This is a genomic window from Actinoplanes italicus (genome assembly GCF_003001815.1).
Lineage (GTDB): Bacteria > Actinomycetota > Actinomycetes > Mycobacteriales > Micromonosporaceae > Actinoplanes > Actinoplanes italicus.
Window position 1 is genome coordinate 226,584 of record NZ_PVMZ01000005.1, and the last position, 24,238, is coordinate 250,821.

Consider the following 24,238-nt stretch of genomic DNA (forward strand, 5'->3'; position numbering starts at 1 on the left):
TCGGCGATCGACGGAGCCGCTCGGGCAGATCTCGCGGATTCGTCTTCAGATCGGAGTCCGGCCGACGATGTGGGCTACCGCTCCAGATCGAGGACCTGGTCGATCACCAGGTCGGGGGACGCGCCCCGGCCGGCCGCCGCGAACACCCGCTCGCCGAGCGCCGACCGGGCCGCCGCCAGGATCGACTCGCGTTGCGGGCGGCTCTCCGGCGGCATCGGCAGCCGGAACCTCTCCCGCAGGGCGTCGGCGACGGCGAGCAGGCGTACGGCCAGCTCCGGCTCCCGCTCCACGATCAGGTCCCCCACGCTCTCCAGCGAGATGGCCAGCCCTTCGTGGTCGCCGACCTCCTGCCGCCGCTGGATCGACTCCTGCAGCAGCCGCAGCGCCCCGTCCCGGTCGCCGGACGCGGCGGCCACCGTGCCCAGCTGGTGCAGCGCCATCGCCTCGCCGAACACGTCGCCGAGGTCGCGGCTCAGCGACAGGCTCTCGGTGAGCACCTCGCGGGCCTCCGGCAGCCGGTGCTGGGCGCGCAGCACGTCGCCGAGCACCTCCAGGCCGAGCAGGATCCCGCCGCTGTTGCCGGCCGCGCGTTCCAGCGCCAGGCAGTCGTTGATGAACCCGCCGGCCTCCTCGACGCGGCCGACGCGCAACGACAGCTTGGCGAGGTTGCCGAGCGCCATCGCGGTCCCCCGGTCCTCGCCGAGCTCGTGCCAGATGGCCAGGCTCTGCCGGAAGTGCTCCTCGGCGCCGGGGTACTGCCCGGCGGCCAGCCGCGCGGCGCCGAGCACGTTGTGCGCCTGGGCGGTGGCCACCCGGTCGCCGGCGGCCCGGGCCAGCTGCAGCCCGCGCTCGCCCAGATCGGTAGCGGTCAGATGGTCGTCCTGCGTGGCGGCCAGCACGGCGGCCGGGTAGTACAACCGCGCGTCACCGGCCGCGGCGAGCACCCGGTCCAGCCACTCGCGTCCCTCACGGATGTGGCTGCCCTGACGCCAGTACCGCCACAGGCCGAGACAGATCCGGGCGGCACTGTCCGGATCACCCCGGCGCAGCGCGTGGTCGATGGCCGAGCGCAGGTTGGGGTAGTCGCGTTCCAGCCGGTCCACCCAGTCCAGCTGTTCGGGCGACTCCATCCCGGCGGCGGCCTGCTCCGCGAACGAGGCGAAGTACGCGGCGTGCCGGGCCTCCGCGTCGTCGTCCGGGTAGGCGGCGGCACGCACCTCGGCGGCGTAGGCGCGAACCGTCTCGAGCATCCGGTAGCGGCGGGCGTCACCGGTGACCTCGACGGCGAGCAGGCTTTTCGCCGCCAACATCGCCAAGACCGCGGCATCGGTACGGCAGACCGCGGCAGCCGCCTCGACGCTGCAGCCGCCGGTGAACACCGACAGCGTGACCAGAACCTTCTGCTCCCCCTCGGCGAGCAGGTCGAGGCTCCAGTCGATGGCGCCGCGCAGGGTCTGCTGGCGCCGCGGCCGGTGCCGTGGGCCGTCGCCGAGCGCGGCCAGGCGTCCGCCGAGGCCGGCCAGCAGCGCGGACGGTTCGGCCCGGTCGACGCCGGAGGCGGCCAGCTCGATGGCCAGCGGCAGGCCGTCGAGCAGGCGGCACAGCTCGACGACCGCCGGCAGGTTCTCCGGAGTCAGCTGGAAGTCCGGCCGGGCGGTGGTGGCCCGCTGCTCGAACAGGGCGAGAGCCGGCGACCGCAGCCGGGCCTGCGTCACCCCGGCCACGCCGGGCGCGAGTCCGGCCGGGTCGGGCACCCCGAGCGCCGGGACCCGGTAGACCTGCTCGCCGTAGAGTCCGAGCGCCTCGCGGCTGGTGACCAGCACGGTCACCCCGGGCGCGGCCGCGAGCACCTGCTCGACCAGCGGCGCCGCCTCGATGACGTGCTCGAAGTTGTCCAGCACCAGCAGCAGGCCGGCCTCGGCCAGGTGGTCGAGCAGCGTGTCGAGCGGGTCCTGTCCGGGTGACTCGTCGACCCGCAGTGCGCGGGCCATCGCGGCGATCACCAGGTCCTCGCCGGTGCTGGTGTCCAGCGGCACGAAGACGGCGCCGTCGTCGAAGTCGCCGGCCGCCACGGCCGCGGCCGCCAGCGCGAGCCGGGTCTTGCCGATGCCGCCCATCCCGACCAGGGTCACCAGCCGGGACGTACGCAACAGACGGCTGACGTGCTCCTGCTCGTCCTCGCGGCCGACCAGCTGGGTCATCTGCGCGGGCAGGCGGGCCCGGCGGCGGTCGTTGCGCAGCAGGGCCGGGTTGATCGTCCAGCCGCCGGTGCTGCTCGGGATCAGCCCGCCCCGGTCGCGCAGCCGCTCCAGTTCGGCGGCGGCAGCGGCGGGCAGGCCGCCGCTCTGCCGGGCCACCCAGGTGACCAGGGTGCGGCTCGGCTCACCGCGCAGCACCGAGCGCAGCCAGATCCGCACGACCGCGGGTGACCAGGCGTGCAGTTCGGTGGTGGCCAGTTCGTCGAGGGCGGGAGCCGGCACGGTCGTGGTGGTGGTGACCGCGTAGGCGACACCGAAGACGGCCGGTTGCCGGTCGGCGGGTGCGGCGAGCACGGCGGCGACCGCGCCCTCGACCAGGGCGGCGGCCTGGGTGTCGGCGAGCAGGAGGGTCCGCTGCGAGGTCGCGGCAGGCGACAGCAGCCCGCCGGCGGTCACGTCGGCGACCGCGTAGCCGCGCAGGCCGGCCAGGCGGCGGATCTCGTCGAGGAACCGGGTGTGACCGGCGCCCGGCTGGCCCACCACCCGCAGGGCGCCCCGGCCGCCGGACTCCAGCCGGGTGAGGAATTCGTGCACCGTGGTGAGGGCGGCGTCGCGTTCCCAGAGCCGGCCCGACCCGGTCTCCTGCGCGACGTCGGTGTCGTCGGCGACCGCGCAGCCGCGGCCGCGGTGCTTGGCCAGGAAGTTACGGCGGTCGGCGCAGGCCAGCAGGGTGACCTGGTCGGTGCCGTCCTCCGGGAAGGCGGCCACGCCCAGGCTGACCGACAGGTGCAGCGGCGGGTCACCGGGGAACTCGGCGGCCTTGACGGCGTCGATCAGGCGTACGGCCAGACGCAGTCCGTCGGCACGGTCGGTGCCCGGCAGCAGCACCACGAACTCGTCGCCGCCGTAGCGGAACAGCACGTCCTGCTCGCGCAGGGAGCCGGTCACGGTGGCGGCCAGTCCTCGCAGGACGTCGTCGCCGCGCAGGTGGCCGTACACATCGTTGACGGTCTTGAAGAAATCGACGTCGAAGAGGAAGAGCGCCGCCGGGTCTCCGGTGCGGCCGGCACGGGCGATCTCCTCGTCGATGCGCCGCTGCATGGCAGCGCGGCCGAGTGCGCCGGTCAGAGCATCGGCGAGGCCAGCGTCCACGGCTCAACTTTACGGAGCGACATCGCCCGGTTCCGGCAGAATCCGGCTTAAACACCCTTTTCCGGCAGCGAGGGCCCTCGCCCGGGGCCCCCGCGTCACGCCGTGACTCAGGTCAGCAGGGTGACCGAGTAGTTCAGGGTGGTGCCGCTCGCGGTGTAGGTGGCCGTCTGACCGTTGGCGCAGTAGGAGACGAAGACGTTGCCGAGCACGTCGTTGCCGGCCTCGGCGTGGACCAGGGGCCGCACGTCGACGCCCTCGGCGTACGGGGTGGAGGCCAGGTCGACCAGGCGCCACTGGTTGATCGGGTAGTCGTCGGTGGGCGCGGAGAGCTGGCCGTCGCGGGTGGTGAGCTGGAAGTTGATCACGAAGCCGCCGTTGTTCACGACCGCCACCTTCTGCACGCACGGCACGGCCTGGGCCATCGCCGGCGCGGCGGTCAGCCCGGTCAGGCCGGCCGCGGCGAGCACTGTCGCGGCGATCGTGGCGGGGATTCTGGTGCGAATCACATCGAGCTCCTTCGATCAATGAATGGGTCGACGCAGGTAATGACCTCATCGAGCGACATCAAACACCTGCGGGGTTTCCCATTGACCGGATTCACTCTCCAGGGGCTGCGCGACGGCCGCGGCCGGCGGAGGCCTTGACACGGTTCTGGCAGTTCAGACCAGAGAAGCGGCGGGAGGCGTTGCGGGTCGTGTCAAAGAACACCCCGGTGCGCCGATCCGCCTGACCGGCGCCGAGCCCGGGCCGTCTCGCTTGCTGGGCGCTCGCCACCGGTCACGCGCGCCGGCCCACCCCCTCCCGGCCGCGTGGTGATCCGTGGCGCACATACGGGCACAGGTCACCACGCAGCAGCAGGCAACACCGCGCGTGGTGAACAGCGGCTCACATACGGGCACAGGTCACCACACCACCGGAAGTGGACGTCGCGCGTGGTGAACAGCGGCTCACATACGGGCACAGGTCACCACACCACCGGAAGTGGACGTCGCGCGCGGTGAATCGCGGCTCGGATACGGGCGCGGCTATCAGCCGTGATAGCGCTCGGACGCCTCGAGACGAGGCACGGGCACCTTCAGGCGGCGGGCCTCGGCCAGGGTGTCGCGGCAGACCGCGCGCAGCTCCTCGGGGTTGGCGTGGGCCTCCCCCACCCGGCGCGTCGGCGGGAAGTGGCCGAACATCCAGGCCATCACCGGCGCGGTCAGCCAGGTCGGCGCCGTGAACGGCCGCAGCTCGGCGCGCTGCCGCCGCAGGTCGACGCCGCGCGCTTCGACCAGCGGCAGCAGTTCCCGGATGGCGAGGATGGCCTCGCGTACGGAGCGCGGGTTCCCGCCCAGCGCGGACAGCGAGCCCAGTTTCAGGCTCTGCGTGTGGATGCCCGCGTTCTGGATGAAGTGGACGAACAGCCAGCCCCGGAAGTCGTCGGTCTCCCGCAGCCGCAACCCGGCCTGCCGGAACACCGCGCGTACGGCCTGATCGCGCTCGGTCGGCGGCCCGCCGAGGGTGCCGAAGAAGACCATCGGCAGCAGGGCCGCCCGGAGCACCCCGTCGCCGTCGAAGCCGCCGCCCGCGCCGGGGAAGCCCCAGATCACCTGGTCGGCGGGGAGCGCCTCGACCGCGGCCGCGGGCTCGACCCACAGGTTGTTGAAGATCAGCACGGTGGCCCGTCCCACGCGCGGCGCCAGGAAGGACATCGCCTCGGCGAAGCGGTAGTGCTGGACGCTAACCAGGATCAGGTCGAAGTCGTGGTCCGGCTCCAGCGTCTCGCGGTAGCGCACCGGCCACTTCTCGGTGACCTGCCGCCCGCGCAGCCTGCGCCGCGCGTCGAGCAGGTCGAGGTCGATCGCGTCGCCGTACTGCTCGGCCCGGCCCGGGCGTACGTAGAACTCGATCTCGTGACCGGCCTTCTCCAGCGCCCATCCGTACACCGCGGCGATCACGCCGCGACCGAACATGAGGATCTTCATGCCGCACCCCTATAATTGGAGATCGTCTCCACTTCCAAAATATGGAGACGGTTTCCGTTTGTCAAAGGAGGCTGGGTGACCACCGGCAAACCGTTGCGCGCCGACGCCCGGCGCAACCGCGACGCACTGCTCGCCAAGGCCCGTGAGCTGTTCGCCAACGGCTGCTTCGACCTGCGTTTCGACGACTTCGCCCGGCTGGCCGGCGTCGGCACCGGCACGCTGTACCGGCACTTCCCCACCCGCGAGGCGCTGGCCGAGGCGGTTTACCGGGAGGAGCTCACCGCCATGTGCGCCCGCGGCCGCGAGCTGCTGGCCACCCTGTCCGCGACCGCGGCGCTGGCGGCGTTCCTGCGGGGCTTCGTGGACCATCTGGAGGCACATGAGGGCCTGGCGCGTACGCTCGCCACGCTCATGGCCGCGCAGGCCGGGCCCCTCGCCGAAGGCGGCCGCGAGCTGAGCCGGGTCGTCGCCGAACTGCTCGCGGCGGGCGTCGAGGAGGGCAGCGTCCGCGACGACGTGGGCGCCGGGGCCGTCCTGATGGCGCTTCAGGGCATCTGCACGGCCTGCGGTCAGCCGGGTTCACGGGCCGACGCGGACGGCGTCGTGACGCTGGTGCTCGACGGACTGCGGACGCGGCCGGTCAGCGGTGCCGGTTGATCAGCGGTGCCGGTTGATCAGCGGTGCCGGTTGATCAGCGGTGACGGTTGAGCAGGGCCCTCGCGATCACGGCGACAGCCGGCAGGTGGTCGACAATGACGAGTCGCGGGGTGTCGTCCGGGCGGCGGATCCCCACGGCGAAGCCGTCGCCCGGGACGATCGCCACGGCCACGAACTCGCCGGGAACCGGACGGTCGACGACGATCACGGAGCAGGCGCGGCCGGCCAGTTCGGCCAGCGGCGGGGCGATTCCGGGCAGACCGGTGTCGTCGCTGGACATCACCACGACGGCGGTGTCATGGGCGGCCACGACGTCCCGCAGGCGGGTCATCGCGGCGGCGATGTCGTCCGCGGTCGCCGGCGTCGGGGCCGCCACGGCCGCGGCGCAGTCGTAGGCGTTCTCGGTCGTCTCGTGGAAACCGGGACGGGCCGGGCGCAGCAGGCCGGCGGCCGCCGTGTCGTACCGATGGGCCGCTTCGATGCCTCCGGGACGGCCGAACAGCCAGCCCTGACCCCAGCGGGCACCGAGCAGCCGGGCGGTGGCCAGGTCGTCGGCGGTCTCGATGCCCTCGGCGATGACGAGCGCGCCGGTGCGTTCGGCCTCCGCGCGCACCACCGCGCAGACCGCCCCGGTGTGGTCGCTTCCGGGGTTGCGCAGCAGGCTCATGTCGAGCTTGATGACCTCGGGTTCGATCAGCGGCAGGAACGCCAGCGACATCGGGTCGGCACCGACGTCGTCGAGAGCCAGGCCGTTGCCCCAGGTCTGGGTCTGCCCGGCGACGCGCAGCATGCTTCCGGGCACCGCGGGCAGCGCGCGTTCGGTGAACTCGACGACCTGACGGAACGGCAGGCCACCGGTGATCAGCTCGATGAGGCGCGGGGACAGCGGCTGGTCGAGGACCGCCGGTTCGACGTTCGTGAACAGCAACGGAGGCGGCTGCGGGGCCCCGATCGCCAGCTCCAGCGCGCGTTCCGAGCACAGCAGGTCGAGCGCGCCCAGACAGCCGGCCTCCCGCGCGGCCGTGAACAGGCGGTCCGGGTACTCCAGGCTGGTGCCGGCCGGTCCACGGGCCAGGGCCTCCAGGCCGATCACCCGGCGGGTGGCGAGATCGACGATCGGCTGGAACAGCGGCTGCACCAGCCTGCCCGACAGCACCTGCTCGATGGTGGCACCGGCGGCCACCGCCGTCGGTGCGTACACGGCTCGTGTCATCGTCGCTCCTGGGCCGGCGGGGTCTGGACGCTCCCCTATCGGCGGGCCGGGCAGCGGTACAAGATTTCTGCAGCCGACTCCGTCGAGGATGCTCAGCCGGTCGGCAACGGCGGTGCGGACCGGCGCGGTGATCCGGTGGCCGACCGGGTCGCGGCGTGCGGTCACCGGCGCGCCGGCATCGTCGATCAGGTAGTGCCAGGTGCGGTCAGCAGTCCGCACGCAATGACGGTGCCCTGGTCACCCCGCGCGACGAGGACCGAGGCTCCGGCGGCTCTTCTCGTAGATCAGTTCCAGCCGCCGCAGAAAGACCTCCGGGGTGTACGCCGACGCGGCCGCCAGCCCATCGCGGATCACCGAGGCCCGCAGATCGTCGTCGTCGAGCATCCGCAGCAGCGCCCCGGCGAAGGCCTCCGGCTCCGGCTCGCAGATGAACCGGCCCGCCTCGGTGGCGCCCGGCCGGACCGCCAGGCCCGGATCGGCGACCACCACCGGCAGCCCGGACGCCTCCGCCTCGGCCAGCACCAGGCTCTGCGTGTCGGTGGTGGAGGTGAACGCCAGCACGTCGGCGGCCCGGTAATGGGCGGCGACCTCGGCATGCGGCACCGGCGGGTGGACGTCGACGTGCCCGTCGAGGCCCAGCGCGGCGATCCGGCGGTTCAGGTACCGGCGCCGCTGATGCACCCCGAGCAGGACGAGCCGGGCGTCCGGGCGAGCCACGCGGAGCCGCGCGAACGCCCGCAACAGCAGCTCCGGGTTCTTCTCGGCGGTCCCCCGCCCCACCGACAGCACGACGGCCCCACCGGGAGGGCCCTGCCGGGTGGAGGGTGTGACGGCGGAGACCGGGGTCGGCAGCACACAGACCTCGGCGGCCGGCTCGAACGGGGCGAACCCGGCCGCCGTCTTGGCTGACGGGGCGATCGCCACCGCCATCCGGGCGAACATGGCCCTGCCCAGCTCGACCAGCCGCCGGCGGCGGACGGCACCGGGCCGGGTCAGCTCCAGGAACTCACGGGGCGACCAGCCCAGCTCCAGGCGCAGGGCGCACCAGGCCGCACCGACCGGGACCTCGGTGAACACGTCGGCGTACGCCAGCAAGTCGGTGTGCCAGGTCGCCACCAGCGGCACACCCCAGTCGGCGGCCGCCCGGAAGCCGGTCATCCCGACCGGGCCGGTGCTGTGGGCGTGAACGACCTCGGCGCGCCGGGGCGTGAACGGCAACCCGACCCGGACCTGCCGCAACGGCACGGGCAGCGACCGGACACCGGGGCCACGCAACGGCCCCGGGCGGTAGAGCTCCACCTCGTGCCCGGCCGCCCGGAGCAGCCGGACGGTCATCTCCGCGGATCGGGAGACGCCGTCGGGCCGGCCGGGCTGGCTGTCGCAGAAGTGGGCGATCCTCACGTCGTGGTGAGCCCGCTCGCGATCGCGTCACGAGTGGCGTCGCGCAGGGCGTACACATCAGAGAAATCGGATGGCTGAAGCGGCGGAAGGACCTCGACCCGCGCCTTGATGTGGTCCCGCAGGATGAAGCCCTGCCGTGGCAGGGCCCGGCGGGTGCCGTGCACGACGATCGGATAGACCGGCACGTTGTGCCGCACCGCCAGCTGGAACGCGCCGTCCTTGAACGACCGCAGCTCCCCGTCGGTGGTGCGGGTGCCCTCGGGGAAGATCATCAGCGGCGAACCGGCCTCGAGGTGCTGATCGCAGAGCTCCATCATCCGGCGCACCGACGCGCCGCTGCCGCGGACCACCGGCACGTACCGGTTGAGCCTCATGTTCCAGCCGATCACCGGAACCTTGAAGATCTCCTGCTTCGACACGAACTTGAACGGCCGGAACAGCGCGAACAGCACCAGGATGTCGATCAGCGACGCGTGGTTGGCCACGAACACCGCCGGACCGTGCCAGGGCAGCCGGTCACGGTGCAGCACCCGCAGCCGCCACAGCGGGCAGATGTAGACGTAGAACGACGCCCACGCCGACGAGTAGAGATGCAGCGCGACCCGGCGGCGGTCGAAGGGCAACGTCACCAGCCACACCAGCACCGCGCCGACGAAGAAGATCGGGCAGGTGAGCACGATGAACGCCCAGAACAGCACCGAGAACAGCCACAACATGACGACATCCTTGCGGTACGGGAGACGCGCTGCCACCCCGGGAGGGAGTCCGGTCGTAAGCTCGGGCCGATGGACCGCGTGCGATGGGTGCTGCCGGCTTTCGGCGTGCTCGCCGCGGTGCAGATGATCGTGGTGAGCACCGTCGACGGCCTGACCCGCCCCGGCTACGACGACACGCGCAACTGGATCAGCCAGCTGTCGCTCGGCGAGCACGGCTGGCGCGGCACGCTCAACCTCGCGACCTGCGGACTCTGGCTGATCCTGTGCGGTTTCGGACTCCGCGGGAAGGCCGATCGGCCGGCCGCCGGACTGGTCGCGTGGTGCGGGCTGGCCCTCGTCTCGCTGGCCGTCGTACGCACCGACGCCGGCCTGGACTTCCCGCCGGGAGTGCCGATCGAACACACGACACGCGGCCTGATCCATCAGATGATCTCCGTCACGCTGGCCGTCGCCGGCATCGCGGCGGTCGCCCGGCTCGGCCCGCGACGGGTGGCCCGGCCGCTCGCGGCCGTCGTGACGGTGCTGTTCACGGCGGCGACCGTGCTGGTGCTGCTGGACGCCGCCGGCGTGCTGCCGCGTACCCCGAGCGGACTGCTGGAACGCGTCGCGCTGTTCGCCGGGCTCGGCTGGATCGGCCTGGTCAGCGGCCGGGCAGCATGGGATTCTTCCGGCCGCCGTCACCGCGCATGCTCGCCCACGGGCGGGGCTGGGCCAGGGCGTACGCCAGACGCAGCACCGGGAACAGCAGGAACTGAACGCGGGCGGTGAGCCAGGCGCGGGCGTACGACCGGGACCGTCCCGCATGACGCCGGTAGGTCCGCTCGGTCATCAGCACATAGTCGCGGTAGGCGCCGAACCGGTTCGCGATCCGCCGCGCGGAGGTTCCCGCCCGCATCCCGGCCGCCAGCACCATGGTCGAGCCCTCGGCGTGCAGGTGGATACCGAGGTCGATGTCCTCGTGCACCCCGGCGTCGTCGCAGAGCACCGGCCGGACCCGCCGCCAGGCCGGCGCGCGGATCGCCATGTTGGCGCCGAGCAGCCAGTCGACGGAGCCGCTGCTCCAGATCCGCCGGAAGAGGGCGTCGCCGCCGTCGATCAGCCGCGACAGCGCCGCGTCGTAGTAGGTGACCGGTCCGGTGGCCGCCTGCACCTCCGGGTCCTCGAACGTCTCCCGGACCCCTTGTGACCAGCCCGGCGTCAGCCGCGTGTCGGCGTCGATGCGCCCGATCACGTCGCCGGTCGCCGCGTCCAGGCCACGGTTGCGTGCGTGCTGGACGCCGCGTCTCGGCTCGTGCAAGACGGTGACGCGGTTCGCGTACTCCTCCAGGATCCTGATCGTGCCGTCGTCGGAACCGTTGTCGACCACGATCACCTCATGCACGGGCTCCCGCTGCCCGAGAACCGCGTCGAGGCAGGCCCGCAGGAAGTGTTCCTCGTTGTAGACCGGCACCACGACAGAGATAGACACCGATGCGCCCCGGCCGAAGGCGTTCAGGGAGGATTTCGCCGGCAGCCTACTGATCACGGCGTCCAGCATCCACCATGGACGACGACATCAGAGGCCCGTCACGGGGCCTCTCCGCGGACAGGACGACTTCGAGATCTCATCCGCGAGGAGGGCTGCGGCCCTCGCCCGCCGCCCGGTGTTCCACGGCTGCCGCTCGAGATCACGGCCGTTCCCTGAGGGCTCGGATGATCTCGGCGCGCTGTTCCGGGTCCGTGCCACGCAGGGCGATGCGCAGGGAGCGGATGCGGCCCCGTACCTCGACCCAGGCCACCAGCGACCGGGCCAGCAGCGTGGTGACAAGGCCCGCCGCCACAGGGATCAAGGTGATCAAATCCGATGTCATGAGGGCTCCCCCAGATTCGCCGGTGCGGAATGTGGACAGCCTGCAAGGGGTGGAGGGCTTCCCTGGCGCGTGGGAAGATACCGGCAACATTCCCGGAACCCGCCGACTCCGTGAGGGACGCCGTGGTGAGCCCGGCCGAGCAGCAATTCGCGGACCTGCTTGCCACCGCGCACCTGGTCTCGGGACTGACGCAGGTCCAGGTGGCGCATCGTGCCCATGTCTCGGCGAGCAAGCTCTCGGAGACGTTCCGCGCCCGCTACCTGCCCGCCTGGGGCACGGCGTGGCAGATCGCCACCGTCCTCGACGTGCCGGAGGAAGAGGCGCGCCGTCTCTGGGTGGCGGCCAGGCAGGCACAGCGGGTCCGGATCGCGGCGGAGCGGGTCCGCCCGTCCGCGACGGTCGCCGGCTGGGATGCGGTGCCCGTCCTGCCGGCGGTCGTCGCCGACCTGATGCGGGCGCAGGCGCGCGCCGCGGAGGCTCTTCCCTACCAGCTGTTCGGGCCACGAAGGCCGGCTCTGTCCGCCGTATACGTCCGGCAGATGCTGGGTGCGAGGCAGGGCGCCGCCTGCTCACTGGAGAGCGCGCTGGCCCGCGATCGGCACCTGGTCCTGGTCGGTGGGCCCGGTCAGGGAAAGTCGACCTTGACGCTGGAGCTGACCGGGCGGCTCGCCCGGCGCTGGCTCGGCCACGTGACCGGCGACGAGTTGCCTCCGGTCCTGCCCCTGCGGGTGACAGCACGCCAGTTGGCCGGCGACCTCAGCGTCTCGTGGCCCACGGCGCTGGTGCACGCGGTCGCCGCCGAACTGGGTGGGCACCTCGATCGGGTCCCCGAACCGTCGTCGGTGGCGGACCTCGTCGGCGGCGTGGAGTGGCTGCTGCTGATCGACGGGCTCGACGAGATCCCGGACCCGGGTCGGCGCGCCCGGTTGCTCGACGTGCTGGCCGGGCGGATGGCGGAGCCGAACGCGCCCCACCGGGTGCTGGTCACCACACGACCGTTGCAGTCCGCGGAACTGGACCAGCTGGACAGCAGCGCACAGTACGCTCTCGAGCCCCTCGACACCGAAGCACTCGACGTCTTCGCCGCTCGATGGTTCGCACCGGACCGCGACCGGGCACACCACTTCCTCCGCGAGGCGGCCACGGCCGGCCTGCTGGAACTCATCCGGGTTCCGTTGATGGCCGCCGTGACGGCCGTGGTGTTCCAGCACGATCCCGACCGGCCGCTGCCGCTGCGCCGCTTCGACCTGTACGAGCGTTACACAGCCCAGGCTCTGGCCAAGGCCGCTGCCGGTCCCCCCGGCGCTGTGCGGCCCGAGCACTACGACCGGCTGCTCGAACAGCTGGGTGCCGCGCAGATCGAATCCGACGAGCCGTTGCTCGACGTCGCCTTGGCGTGGCTCACGAAACAGGAGCGGAACGGCGAGCGCCGGCCACCGGACTTCGAGATCCGCGCCGAGGACCTGCTCACCCGCAGCGGCCTCCTGGTCCGGCACGGGCGACGCTGGGAGTTCCTGCACTTCTCCTTCGCTGAGCACTTCGCGGCCGCCGAGCGAGCCCGGCAGCTGCCGGAGCATTTCGATCCCACCCACGCCGCCCTGCTCCAACTCGTCGACCGAGCCGCCGACTTCACGACGCCCCTGGACACCAGCACCGTCATCCACTACGCACGCATGCACCCCGGCGTCGTCCCGCCCATGATGGACTGGCTGCTGAACGGGCCCTGGCGCCATCGGCAGCTGGCGGCGCACCTGCTCGGTAACGGTCTGCCCGGAACCGTCGCCCAGCGCCGTGCGGCCGTCGCGGACGTCGAGCACGAAATCACCCAGCGCGACGACGGGCAACCGACCTGGCTGCTGGCGGATCTCGCCCGCATCGACCCCATCGGGGTGTCGGCACTGACCCGGATCGCGGACAACCCGACGTCACCGAGCTGGGTCCGGGCGTCCGCCATCGAGGCGCTCGTTCGCCTACCGGGGCACACCGTGCACGACGCCGCCGATTCCCTGCGTGCGCTCGCCCGTGATGACCAGCCGGTCGACGCGGGTTGGGCACGGTGTTTTGCCGGAAGCGGACTCTTCAGACTGGCACCGGAGTTCCAGGACGAGGGCATCCACCTTCTGCGTTCCGTGCTGACCGATCCCCACGCCCACCCGGACGCCCGATTTCAGGCCGCGACCAGGCTGGTCTGGTCGGGGGTCCCACACCTCGAGGCGGAGGCGGCCGAGTCCCTGCGAACCATGACGAGCGACCCGTGCACCTCGGCACTGGAACGGCAGTGGGCCGCCCGCGGCCTCGCGATGCTGGGCCGGGACTATCAGGAGGAGGCGGCCGCCGCGCTCGACGCCGTGCTCGCCGATCCCGCCGCCGACGCCATGTCCGTGGCCGCCACCGTCTACGGGTTCGCCGTGCTGCCCCGGCGATTCTGGACCACGGCCGTCGCGACGTTCCGCGGCATCCTCGCCGACCCGGGTGCCACCCCGGAAGACCGCCAGCGCATCGCCGGCGCCCTCACCTACCTCGGCGTCGACTTCCACGACGAAGCCGCCGAGGCGCTCCGCCGGATACTCGCCGAACCGTGCGACGACCTCGGCGTTCTCGTCCGCGCCGCCGACACGCTCTACGCGGTGGACGCCGAGGCCCAGGATGACGCGATCGCCGTGCTGCGCCGGATCGCCGCGGATGCCGGTGCCCGGCCGGGGGATCGGCAGGCCGCCGTCCGTTGCCTCGTCCGGCTCGACCCACGCCTGCGCGGCGAAGCGGTGGAGCGGCTGCGCACCATGGCGGCCGCGTCCACCCCGGCGCTCCGCGTGGCCGCGGCCGTCGGCCTCGTCCACATCACGACGGAGTTCCAGCCCGACGCTCTCGCGGAACTGCGTGCGGTGCTGACGGACGGCGAGGCCGAGGCTCCGGTCCGGGTCGAGGCCGGGCACTGGCTCCTGGAACTGAGGCACGAGGATCAGCGGGCAGTCGTGACCACACTGCGGGCGCTGATGGACTCCGGCACCGTCAGGCCCGCCGACCGCGCCGAGGTCGCCCGGATCCTCGCCCGCACGCGCCTCGATCACCATGCGGCCGAGGTGGCTGCCGGCCTGGCCGCGCTACTGGCTCATCCGGAGGTGGAGCCGTCGGCCAAGGTCGACGTCGCGTACGAGCTGGGCAGGTTCAGCCACGCCGACCTCGCGACGGCCGGCGACCACCTGAATGCCCTGATGAACGATCCCGAGATCGACGTCCCCGTCCGGCGGCGGGCGGCGCAGCGTCTCGCCAAGATCGACCCCGGCCGGCACGCCGACGCCAGGGCCGCGATCGCCGAGCTCGCGTCAGGACACCGGGCCCGGCCCGGATAGCTCGGCCCGGCAGGGTCACGAAGCCCGGCTCCGATCCGGCCAGACGTCGCCGTCGGAGATGACCGCGCCACGCAGCCGCAGGTCGGCCAGGGCCGTACCGCCGATCCAGTGGAACAGCAGGACACCCTCGACGGTCAGGGTGCGCAGGGCGGGCAGCGCGTCCCACAGGCCGGTGGTGCCGACGAAACCCTTGTCGTGGTGGTCCATCGGGTCGATCCGCTCGCCGGCCGAGGAGAACGTGTGCGCGTACGGGAACTCGAAGTCCCATCCGAGGTACATGCCGGTCAGATGCGTGCGCGGCACCGCCCGGTACCTTTCCGGGCCGGTCAGGCCGCCTGAATCGTCAGGCTCAAGCCGTCGTTCCCGCTGTAGGTCCACACCGCTTTGAACCCCGGCCACTCGTCCGTCTGCCGGCCGTCCCGTGACCGGGTCTCGTCGAGATGCCGCCGGACCGCCTCGGTCGCGTTCAACTCCTGCAGGACGCACACCATCATGTCGTAGCCGGCACCGGGCCGGCCGTGGACGACGAGGGTGTCACCGCCGTCGGTGACCCGGGCCGCGGCGTCGTCCCGGGCGCATGTGGTCTTCGCGGCGGCGAGCTGGTCACCGTTGGCCAGGTAGCCGTAGGCGCCGGCCGCTGCGGCGACGGCCACCACGACACCGATAACGACACCGATGATGACTGCAGTCCGGCGGCTGGCCGGCGGGGGCGGCGTCGTGCCCTCGGTGGGCTGGTGGGCGGGGCCGGACTGGTAGGACACGGTGTCTCCCAGGCGTCGACGAACGGGACGCCCCCGACCAGGCGAGGGCACAGGCAGTCAAGAGCATGGATGCCTGCGCCACGGTGAGGCCATACCGGACGGACGATCAGAGTCGAAGTCCGGCCGATCGGCGGAGCCGTTCCGCGGGCCCCGGACGGGCCCGGTGTATCAGGTGGTGGTGAGGGTGAACGTGGTGTCCTCGACGTATCCGGCGCCGGGCTGGATCAGGTCGAGCTGGAAGCGGCCGTTGAACTCCCGTACGAAACGGTTGGGGTAGTTCGCCGAGGTGAGGCGGACCGTTCCCGCCTCGGGGCCCTGCTGGGCGCAGAAGGTCGCGTCCTGCCGGAACAGCTGGCGGTCGTCGGCCGGGGCGACCACGAGCCGGAACGAGGAGTGCCGGACGTAGCGGCCGTCCGCGGTGCGCAGGGAGACACAGGCGGGGTTGGACAGGCCCGGCGACACCGTGAACCGGGTCGCGGCGCCGGTGGTGGTCACCAGGTCCTCGCCATCCAGCTTGACGGCCGCGGCGGACTGCCCGGCCGGGCGGATGACCACGCGGCCCGCCGGGATGACGACGGGTCCGGCGGCCGACGCCGGCGGCACGGACGGCTGCGGGGCGGACGACTGGGGGGCGGACGACTGCGGGCCGGGGGTCTGTCGCACCACGGGCGCGGTCGACGACCGGTCCGGCGAGTCGCCGGGCAGGGCCAGGAACGCACCGCCGGAGACGGTGGCGCCGACCGCCACGACGGCCGCCACCTTGACGGCGCCGAGGTGGGAGAGCCAGCTGCCCGCCCCCGCTCCGGCCGTCTTGACGGCTCCGGCGGTCGCCGCGGGGTCACCGATCGGCACCAGCGCCAGCGAGGCGCCGCCGAGCAGGAGGCGCTCCACCGGGATGAGACCGGAACGGGCCGTCGCGCATCGGGGGCAGTCGCGGACGTGCCTGGCGAAGCGTTTACGCCACCGCGGGCCCGGAACGCCGTCCCAGCCGCTGGTCAGGGCCTCGAGTTCCGGGCACGGCGGCTCGGACTCGAGCGCGGCCACCAGGTGCCGGCTCAGTTCCAGCTGGTGGCGCATCCGCTGGAGCCGGACGCGGGCGTGCGCCGCGCCGATCCCGAGCGCGGCGACCACGTCGGCCCGGCTGAGGTCGCCCATCAGCTCCTGCCACCACAGCGCGGCCAGGTCCTGGTCGTCGTGGTCGAGCCAGCGGGCGGCGTGGGCGACCTGCCTCCGCTGGGCGGACATGCCCAGACGCAGCAGGGTGACCTCGGCGAACTCGGCGTCCGGGTCCGCGATGTCGGTGGCGTCGTCGAGTGCCGCGGTCCGCTCCCGGTCCTGCTGCCAGGCCCGCAGCCGGCTGCTGGTCTGCCGCATGGCAATGGCGACCAGCCAGGACCGGAAGCTGGCGGGCGCACGCAGGGACGGCAGGTCCCGGTGCGCCCGCAGCACGGTCTCCTGGACGACGTCGTCGACGTCGGCGTGACCGCCGAGGGCCCGGCCCACGATGCGGTAGAGCATGGGCAGGTGGGCGGCGAGCAGTTGCTGCTCGGCGTGCCGGTCACCGCCGCGGGCCGCGACCACCAGGTCGGTGAGTTCGGTCCGGATTTCTGTTACGGCGTCGTGCCGGCCGGCGTCTCCCAGACGGGCGTGGCTTCCGGCCCCGCCGCCACCTACCTTCACCCGTGCTCCCCGTCACTGCGCCCGTACTTTCCGGCGAGCACCCATGTTAATGGCAGATATCGCGTACATGATAGGTGCTTTACTTTTTTCTCGTCCGCGACAAATGCCAACCCATAATTGGCGTACGGTCGTCGCGCTCCCGTTTCCCGGCGGATTCTCCGGTTCTATTCCAGGGAGGCGTCGTCCACGTGGAAACCGTCGGTTCCAGCGGCCGTCTCCACGTAGAGGACGGCCCGCGACAGGGTTCCGGTCCAGGACACCGTGGCGGTGCCGGTCAGCAGTGTCCATCCACCGGTGTTCATCGTGGCCGCCGGTGTCATCTGCACGTAGCTCGTCGTGGAACCGGTGGTCAGCGCCAGCGTGGCCTTGGCGCTGGGGGTGCCGCTCTGGGAACGGACCCAGATGTTCGTACGGTACGTGCCGCCGTTGGCGAGCCGGCTGGTCACCTCCTGGGCCGGGCCGTTCCAGGCGGCGGTGCGCCCGGTGATCGCCAGCGACCGCGTCCCGCTGCGGACCGCGGACGTGCTCGCCGACAGGGTGCCGCCGCCGAACACCTGCCAGCCGTCGGTGCCGTTCTCGGCGGTGCCGTTGACGAGCAGGTTCGTGCTGCCGCCGCCGGTAGGCGTGAACTGCCACCAGTCGAGGTTGAGCAGTGAGCCGCTGCCGCCGGCGAAGCGCAGGTAGAGGTCCTGGGTGCCGGAGGCGCCGGTGATCGGGCAGGTGACCGTGGTCCAGTTCTGCCAGCCTCCGGTGCCGCCCGTGGCGCAGGTCCCGGCCAGGGTTCCGGTCGGGCCGCCCAGGCGCACCTCGATCCGGCCGCCACTCGCGCCGGAGGCGACCCGCGCCTGGAACGAGCCTGCACCCGTACCGAAGGCCACGCCTTTGACCTTGAGGTAGTCGCCGTTGTCGGCGTAGCCGATGCCCATGCCGCCGCCGGAGACGGGTTCGGTCTCGACACCCGAGGCCCAGGCCGTCGTTTCGCCCTCCTGCCGCACATACGGGTTCAGGGAGCTGATCTGCGGCGGCCCGGCGGTGGTCATGTTGATCGTCGGAATGGTGCCGTCGGATCGGTAGGTGAATCGTTCCACTGCCACGGACCGGGTGAATCCGCCGCCGCCGGGCAGTGCGCCGTTGTGATAGAAGAAGTACGACCCGCCGTTGTAGTCGATGACGCCGGCGTGGTTGGTGAAGCTGCCGCCCTGGCGGGGCATGACGGTTCCGCGGTACGTCCACGGCCCGGTCGGGCCGGGCGCGGTGGAGTAACCGATGAATTCCGAGCAGCACTCGGCGGCGAAGACGTTGTAGTACAGGCCGTTGCGCTTGTAGACCCACGGCCCTTCCTCGTACAGCGTCGGCCTGCTGGTGTTGCCGCTCCTGGCGCCGAAACCGGCGGTGGTCAGCGGGATCTGGGTCGCGCTGCCGGAGTAGCTGATCATGTCGGTGTTCAGCCGGACGTACCAGAGGTTGGGGTTGCCCCAGTACAGATACGCCTGGCCGTTGTCGTCGATCATGACGTTCGGGTCGATCTCGCCGTTCTCCACCAGGGGACGGCCGATCGCGTCGGTGAACGGTCCGGTGGGGCTGCTGGACACGCCGACGCCGATCGCCATCCGGCCGGTGGCACGGTTCTTGACCGGCACGTACCAGTAGAACCGGCCGTTGCGTTCAGTGACATGCCCGGCCCACGCGTCGGCGCTGGCCCAGCTGAACGTGGCCAGGCTCATCGGGGAGCCGTGGTCGGTCCAGTTGGCCATGTCGGTGGTCGAGTAGACGCGCCAGTCACGCATGGTGAAGTACGTGGAGCCGTCCTCGTCGTGGCCGGTGTAGACGTAGAGCCGTCCGTTGTGCACCAGCGGGGCCGGGTCGGCGGTGTAGATGGTCTGGACGATGGGGTTGTCGGCCCGTGCCGGGGCGGGCAGCAGTGCCGCGACGAGCACGGCGACGACGGCGAACGCGGCCCTCATGACACGAACCGGAAGGTCGCGTCGTGCCGGTCGGTCGAGTTCAACGTGGCACCGAGCGGATCGAGGCGCAGGACGTACCCGGAATGACGCAGGTAGTGGGTCGGCAGGTTGTAGGAGCGCAAGGAAGTCCCTCCAGGGTCGGCGAGTCCGGTACTGCGTATGAAGGTGGCGTCGGCGCGGAACGCCGCAGTGCCGTCGTCGGGGTCGAGCCGGGTCTGGACGCCGCTGCGCCGCAGGTAGTGGCCCGGCCGGTTGATCGATTCGAACGAGACGCCGCCGCTGCCGGCGAGTCCGGGGACCGTGCGCCACAGCTGGTCCTGATGCGGGTCGAACGGGTAGGCGTCGAGCCGGATGCTGCCGTTGTAGTGCCGCACGTACCGGTCGGGGAAGTTCCACGACTTCAGCCGGGTCCAGGCGGGCAGGCCCCAGCGGGCCGTCATGGCGTCGTACTCCGCGTCGGTGATGCCGACGATCGAGCCGTGCTTGGCATTGAGCGGCGGGGTGTAGTCGCGCTGGTTCAGCAGGGTCCAGGCGCTGCCGTCGACGGAACTGCCGGCCCACGCGTGGAGCTCGTTGCCGACCAGGGAGAACCCGTCGCCCCACAGCCACCAGCCGGTGCCGTCGTTCCGTTTGACCAGCAGCGGCGCCTCCATGGCGTTGCCCTGCCGCAGGCCGGTCGTGTAGGTGGTGAAACTGCCGGGCGCGCCGGTCGGCGACCGGGCGCCGTAGGTGTTGCCGTCGGCGAGGTTCTTGTAGAAGAGGTACGTGGTGCCGCCGTCGACGACGATGTCGCCGTCGAGGACGGGGAAGCCGGGGTCGAAGAGGACCTGGGGCGTGCTGACCGTACGGAAGTCGCCGGTGTAGTTGACCATCAGGACGTCCCGGCCGCCGCCGGCCGCCGAGTAGGCGATGCCGTACCGGCGGCGGCCGGCGTCCCAGAAGATCGTCGGAGCCCAGGTGTGCGTGTTCATGGTGTGCATGCGGACGTGCCGGTACCCGGTGAAGCTCGCCAGGTCGGCGGAGTCCCAGATGTGCAGGTACTGACTGTTGCGACCGAGGTCGAGGCCCTTGAGGTCGGTGGCCGCCACCACGAACGTGCCGTCCTGCTTGCGATGGACGAACGGGTCACGCAGTCCCTGCTGCCCGGAGGTGGGCGTGGTCACCGGCTGGTTCTGGTTCAGCGGTGACCAGTGCAGACCGTCGCGGCTGACGGCCAGGTGCAGGCCGTAGCTCGCTCCGGACTGGTTCGGCGTCTCGGTGAAGTACACGAAGGCGTACGCGGTGGTGGCGGCGCCGTCGGCGTCGAGAGTCGAGGATCTCCGGGGCATCATGGGTTCTCCTGGAGGCGGGTCAGCGCCGGATCCACCGCTGGTTGACGGCGCTCGAGCAGTGCCACAGCAGGACCGCGGTGTTGTTGGCGGTCAGGTTGCGGTCGACGTCCAGGCAGAACCCGGTGCCCGCGTTGCGGACGGTGTTGTCCGAGCGGATCTCCCACTGCTGCCCGGCGGAGCCGTTGCAGTCCCAGAGCCGGACGCGGGTGCCCGCGGCGGCGCCGGACGGAGCCTCCAGGCACTTGCCGAGAACCTGCAGCGCCTGGCCACTGACGGTCCAGTTCTGGTTGGCGCCGCCGTTGCAGTCCCAGATCACCAGCTGGGTGCCGTTGCTGGTGGCACCGTTCGGGGCGTCGAGGCAGCGGCCCGACGACTCGCTGACCAGGGTGGTGGCCGTGGGCTGCTGGACGCCTCCCCCGCTGAGCCGGTACACGGCGGTGCCGTGCGCCGGGACGGACGCGCTGATCGTGCCGGTGGTGGTGCTGGTACCACCGGTCCACGCGTCGACGAGGGTGAAGGAGCTGCCGCTGCGGCCGACCGCGGCCGCGGTGGTCGAGATCGTGGTGGTGCTGCCACCCTGGTTGAACAGCGCGACCGCGACGTCACCGTTGGCCAGCGGCTTGGCGAGCACCCGGCGGGTGCCGTCGAAGGAGACCTGCCGGGCCTGCAGGCCGAGAGTGTCCTGGTTGAACGCGATCAGGCGGGGATTGGTGAGGATGGTACGGGTGGCGGCCGACATCGAGCGCACGTCGTTGCCGGCGATCAGCGGGGACGCCATCATCGCCCACAACGCGAAGTGGCTGCGCATCTCGGTGTCGTTCATGCCGCCGTTGCCGACCTCGAGCATGTCGGGGTCGTTGAAACCGCCCGGAGCGGCGTAGTGGGACAGCGGCACGGTCACGTCGACGATGTTCTGGATGCCCATCGGGTAACCGTTGGTCTGGCCCGAGTTCCAGGTGTTGGTGATGTCCTCGGTGGTGCGCCACATGTTGGCCACGTCGCTCCAGTTGCGGCGGGGCCCGGTCTTCTCGTGGATGCTGTTCGGGTTGATGCTGTAGAAGATCGGCCGGCCGGTGGCGCGCAGCGCGTCACGCATGATCGCGAAGGTGCGGACCTGGTCGTCGATGGTACCGGTGGGTGAGCACCAGTCGTACTTGAGGAAGTCGACACCCCACGAGGCGAAGGTCGCGGCGTCCTGGTACTCGTGGCCACGGCTGCCGGTGGCGCCCGGATACGAGTTGAAGTACTGCGCGCAGGTCTTGTCGACCGGCACCTGGTAGATGCCGAACAGCAGGCCACGGGCGTGCAGGTAGTCGCCGAGGGCCTTCATTCCACTCGGGAAGCGCTGCGCGTTGGCGCGCAGGTTGCCGGCGGAGTCGCGGTTCGGGTCGAACCAGCAGTCGTCGACGACCACGTACTTGTAGCCGAGGTCGCGCATGCCGGAACTGACCATGGCGTCGGCGGTCTGGTGCAGCAGGTTCTCGTCGATGTTGCACCCGAAGGTGTTCCAGGTGTTGAAGCCCATCGGTGGCACCCGCCCGACACCGTTGTCGAGGGCTTGCGCGGCCGTCACGGGCACGCTGACCGCTGCGGCGACGGTCAGAAGGATCGCCGCAGCGAGGCGGCTGAGGGTTCTCATCGACTGCTCCTTCTCCGGTTCTGCTTGTGAGCGCTCACATAGGTGAACTCGAGTGAAGGATTACAGAGGCGGCTGACCGGTCGCAAGGTTTCCGGTGTATTTCGTAGCCGCAGAATGCGGCACTGAAAAGTGTTACGCCCGGCTATGCCGATGCGTCGCAGCCAGATTGACGGCCACCGCTTGAGCGAGTCGAAATCATCTGGCAATATCTCGCGCAATTACTGCCGTTCTATCTTGTTAACGCTAACAGGCTAGGAGCATCCCCATGAGCAGAGTGCGCAGGCGGCTGGGCTTCGTCCTGGCCGCCGTCCTCACGGCGACGGCCGCCGTCATCGCCGGGGCGCCCGTCGCGTCAGCCGCGACGATCGACACCAGCGCCTCGTACGTGCTGGTCAACCGCAACAGCGGCAAGGCCCTCGACGTCTACAACCTGGCCACCGGCGACGGCGCCCGGATCACCCAGTGGAGCCGCAACGACCAGGCGCAGCAGCAGTGGCAGTTCGTCGACTCCGGCGGCGGCTACTACCGGCTCAGGTCCAAGCACTCCGGCAAGGTCCTCGACGTCTCCGGCAACTCGACCGCCGACGGCGGCGCCATCGTGCAGTGGACCGACAACAACGCCGCAAACCAGCAGTTCAGCATCCAGGACATCGACGGCTACATCCAGCTGATCGGCCGCAACAGCGGCAAGGCCGTCGAGGTGCAGGGCGCGTCCACCGCTGACAACGCCAACATCGTCCAGTACTCCGACTGGAACGGCGCCAACCAGCAGTGGCAGCTCGTCAAGCTCGGCGGGACGACCCAGCCGCCGGCCGGGACCTTCACCAACCCGGTCGTCTGGCAGGACTTCGCCGACGGCGACATCATCCGGGTCGGCGACGCCTACTACTACTCGGCGTCGACCATGCACTACTCGCCGGGTGCGCCGATCCTGCGCTCCTACGACCTGGTCAACTGGGAGTACGCCGGACACTCGGTGCCGCGACTGGACTTCGACTCCTCCGCCTACGACCTGTCCGGCGGCCGTGCCTACGTCAAGGGCATCTGGGCGTCGACTCTGAACTACCGGCCGAGCAACAGCACGTACTACTGGCTGGGCTGCACCGAGTTCAACCGCACCTACGTCTACACCGCCGGCGCGGTCGACGGCGCCTGGTCGAAGAAGGCCCGGATCAACAACTGCTACTACGACGCCGGGCTGATGTTCGACAACGACGTCCCCTACGTCGCCTACGGCAACGGCACGATCAGCGTCGCGCAGCTGAACTCGGATCTCACCGCCCAGGTGCGGGCGCAGACGGTGTACCAGACCCCGTCGAACATCGGCACCCTCGAGGGCGCCCGCATGTACAAGCGGGGCAACTACTACTACATCTGGCTGACCCGCCCCGCGAACGGCCAGTACGTGCTGCGGTCGACGAGCCCGTGGGGCCCGTACGAGCAGCGCCAGGTCCTTCTCGATCTGCCCGGCCCCATCTCCGGCGGCGGCGTGCCGCACCAGGGCGGCCTGGTCCAGACGCAGGCGGGTGACTGGTGGTACATGGCGTTCACCGACGCGTACCCCGGCGGGCGGATGCCGACGCTGGCCCCGATCACCTGGAGCAACGACTGGCCGGTGCTGACCACCGTCAACGGACGCTGGGGCGCCACCTACCCGAAGCCGAACATCACCACCTCCAAGACCGTGCAGCCGATGATCGGCTCCGACACGTTCACCAGCCTGGGCCACCGCTGGGAGTGGAACCACAACCCCGACACCAGCAAGTTCAGCGTCGGCAACGGGCTGCGGCTGTCCACCGCGACGGTCACCAACGACCTGTACAGCGCACGCAACACACTCACCCACCGCATCCAGGGCCCGTCGTCGACCGCCACCATCGAGCTCGACTACTCGCAGATGGCCAACGGCGACAGGTCCGGGCTGGCGATGCTGCGCGATCAGTCGGCGTGGATCGGCATCCGCAAGGACAACGGCGTCACCCGGGTCTCGATGACCAACGGCCTCACCATGAACTCCAGCTGGGCCACCACGGGCACCGGCAGTGAGGCGGCCGGCGCGAACGTCTCGGGCGGGAAGATCTGGCTGCGGGTCTCCGCCGACATCCGGCCGGGCTCCGGGCGTACGGCCACGTTCTCCTACAGCACGAACGGCAGCACCTTCACCAACCTCGGACCGGCGTTCACGCTCAACAACGCCTGGCAGTTCTTCATGGGCTACCGGTTCGCGATGTTCAACTACGCCACTCAGGCACTGGGCGGGTCGGTCACGGTCAACAGGTTCGACATGACCGCTCCCTGACGGACACATGCGTCCCTGCGGCCACGGAAGGCCACCGGTTCATCGGCTGAAGCCGGAACC

The 24,238-nt window shown here is 71.2% G+C and carries 18 protein-coding genes and 1 pseudogene; 4 read left to right on the forward strand and 15 right to left on the reverse strand.

What is annotated here, in order from left to right; all coding sequences use genetic code 11:
* Positions 1 to 74 precede the first annotated feature (74 nt).
* The 4 genes from CLV67_RS14910 to CLV67_RS14925 all read right to left on the reverse strand — a co-directional run bounded on the left by CLV67_RS14910 (position 75) and on the right by CLV67_RS14925 (position 5,317).
* On the reverse strand, positions 75 to 3,350 hold the full coding sequence (locus CLV67_RS14910; protein WP_106318624.1) for a diguanylate cyclase: 3,276 nt from the start codon (positions 3,348 to 3,350) through the stop codon (positions 75 to 77).
* Positions 3,351 to 3,457: 107 nt separating this feature from the next.
* Complete coding sequence (locus CLV67_RS14915) at positions 3,458 to 3,856, reverse strand: hypothetical protein (RefSeq protein ID WP_106318626.1); 399 nt, start codon at positions 3,854 to 3,856, stop codon at positions 3,458 to 3,460.
* Positions 3,857 to 3,947: 91 nt separating this feature from the next.
* Positions 3,948 to 4,124, reverse strand: coding sequence for a CGNR zinc finger domain-containing protein (locus tag CLV67_RS54740; RefSeq protein ID WP_106318628.1), 177 nt, complete (start codon positions 4,122 to 4,124; stop codon positions 3,948 to 3,950).
* 254 nt (positions 4,125 to 4,378) lie between these two features.
* Positions 4,379 to 5,317 (reverse strand): ketopantoate reductase family protein, encoded by a 939-nt coding sequence (locus tag CLV67_RS14925; protein WP_106318630.1) that lies wholly within the window; start codon positions 5,315 to 5,317, stop codon positions 4,379 to 4,381.
* A gap of 75 nt (positions 5,318 to 5,392) precedes the next feature.
* Between CLV67_RS14925 and CLV67_RS14930 the strand changes: the two genes are divergently transcribed.
* The gene (locus CLV67_RS14930) at positions 5,393 to 5,974 is read left to right on the forward strand and encodes a TetR/AcrR family transcriptional regulator (protein WP_106318632.1); all 582 of its coding nucleotides are present in this window, start codon (positions 5,393 to 5,395) and stop codon (positions 5,972 to 5,974) included.
* A gap of 34 nt (positions 5,975 to 6,008) precedes the next feature.
* On the opposite strand, the gene CLV67_RS14935 is transcribed toward CLV67_RS14930, so the two are convergent.
* From CLV67_RS14935 to CLV67_RS14945, 3 genes are read right to left on the reverse strand one after another with little or no spacing between them, the layout of a single operon-like run.
* Complete coding sequence (locus CLV67_RS14935; RefSeq protein ID WP_106318634.1) at positions 6,009 to 7,406, reverse strand: EAL domain-containing protein; 1,398 nt, start codon at positions 7,404 to 7,406, stop codon at positions 6,009 to 6,011.
* An 18-nt stretch (positions 7,407 to 7,424) separates the two neighbouring features.
* Positions 7,425 to 8,588 carry a glycosyltransferase gene (locus CLV67_RS14940; RefSeq protein WP_106318636.1) on the reverse strand — a complete coding sequence of 388 codons (1,164 nt, stop codon included), beginning with the start codon at positions 8,586 to 8,588 and terminating at the stop codon, positions 7,425 to 7,427.
* Complete coding sequence (locus tag CLV67_RS14945) at positions 8,585 to 9,304, reverse strand: lysophospholipid acyltransferase family protein (protein WP_106318638.1); 720 nt, start codon at positions 9,302 to 9,304, stop codon at positions 8,585 to 8,587. The genes CLV67_RS14940 and CLV67_RS14945 overlap by 4 nt, the downstream gene beginning before the upstream one ends.
* 69 nt (positions 9,305 to 9,373) lie before the next feature.
* Here CLV67_RS14945 and CLV67_RS53340 point away from each other — a divergent pair, with 69 nt between their 5' ends.
* Positions 9,374 to 10,072, forward strand: coding sequence for a DUF998 domain-containing protein (locus tag CLV67_RS53340; RefSeq protein WP_106318640.1), 699 nt, complete (start codon positions 9,374 to 9,376; stop codon positions 10,070 to 10,072).
* A 133-nt stretch (positions 10,073 to 10,205) separates the two neighbouring features.
* Here the strand turns inward: CLV67_RS53340 and CLV67_RS53345 are convergent.
* A pseudogene (locus CLV67_RS53345) lies at positions 10,206 to 10,841 on the reverse strand (glycosyltransferase family 2 protein); the annotation flags it as partial.
* Between the two features lie 130 nt (positions 10,842 to 10,971).
* A complete protein-coding gene (locus CLV67_RS51080; RefSeq protein ID WP_146169140.1) occupies positions 10,972 to 11,154 on the reverse strand; it encodes a hypothetical protein in 183 nt (60 codons plus the stop codon).
* 125 nt (positions 11,155 to 11,279) lie between these two features.
* Between CLV67_RS51080 and CLV67_RS14960 the strand changes: the two genes are divergently transcribed.
* Positions 11,280 to 14,504 (forward strand): NACHT domain-containing protein, encoded by a 3,225-nt coding sequence (locus tag CLV67_RS14960; protein WP_170153868.1) that lies wholly within the window; start codon positions 11,280 to 11,282, stop codon positions 14,502 to 14,504.
* Positions 14,505 to 14,519: 15 nt separating this feature from the next.
* On the opposite strand, the gene CLV67_RS14965 is transcribed toward CLV67_RS14960, so the two are convergent.
* The 6 genes from CLV67_RS14965 to CLV67_RS14990 all read right to left on the reverse strand — a co-directional run bounded on the left by CLV67_RS14965 (position 14,520) and on the right by CLV67_RS14990 (position 21,879).
* Positions 14,520 to 14,807, reverse strand: a complete 288-nt coding sequence (locus tag CLV67_RS14965; protein WP_106318646.1) for a hypothetical protein — start codon at positions 14,805 to 14,807, stop codon at positions 14,520 to 14,522.
* 23 nt (positions 14,808 to 14,830) lie between these two features.
* The gene (locus CLV67_RS14970; RefSeq protein ID WP_106318648.1) at positions 14,831 to 15,265 is read right to left on the reverse strand and encodes a hypothetical protein; all 435 of its coding nucleotides are present in this window, start codon (positions 15,263 to 15,265) and stop codon (positions 14,831 to 14,833) included.
* A gap of 168 nt (positions 15,266 to 15,433) precedes the next feature.
* Positions 15,434 to 16,945, reverse strand: coding sequence for a sigma-70 family RNA polymerase sigma factor (locus CLV67_RS14975; protein WP_106318650.1), 1,512 nt, complete (start codon positions 16,943 to 16,945; stop codon positions 15,434 to 15,436).
* Positions 16,946 to 17,109: 164 nt separating this feature from the next.
* The gene (locus tag CLV67_RS14980; protein WP_106318652.1) at positions 17,110 to 18,909 is read right to left on the reverse strand and encodes a family 43 glycosylhydrolase; all 1,800 of its coding nucleotides are present in this window, start codon (positions 18,907 to 18,909) and stop codon (positions 17,110 to 17,112) included.
* The gene (locus CLV67_RS14985) at positions 18,906 to 20,240 is read right to left on the reverse strand and encodes a glycoside hydrolase family 43 protein (RefSeq protein ID WP_106318654.1); all 1,335 of its coding nucleotides are present in this window, start codon (positions 20,238 to 20,240) and stop codon (positions 18,906 to 18,908) included. The genes CLV67_RS14980 and CLV67_RS14985 overlap by 4 nt, the downstream gene beginning before the upstream one ends.
* 19 nt (positions 20,241 to 20,259) lie before the next feature.
* Entirely contained in the window at positions 20,260 to 21,879 is a 1,620-nt protein-coding gene (locus tag CLV67_RS14990; protein WP_106318656.1) for a glycoside hydrolase family 27 protein, read from the reverse strand.
* Between the two features lie 265 nt (positions 21,880 to 22,144).
* On the opposite strand from CLV67_RS14990, the gene CLV67_RS14995 reads away from it, so the two are divergent.
* Positions 22,145 to 24,178, forward strand: a complete 2,034-nt coding sequence (locus tag CLV67_RS14995) for a family 43 glycosylhydrolase (protein WP_170153869.1) — start codon at positions 22,145 to 22,147, stop codon at positions 24,176 to 24,178.
* Positions 24,179 to 24,238 lie beyond the last annotated feature (60 nt).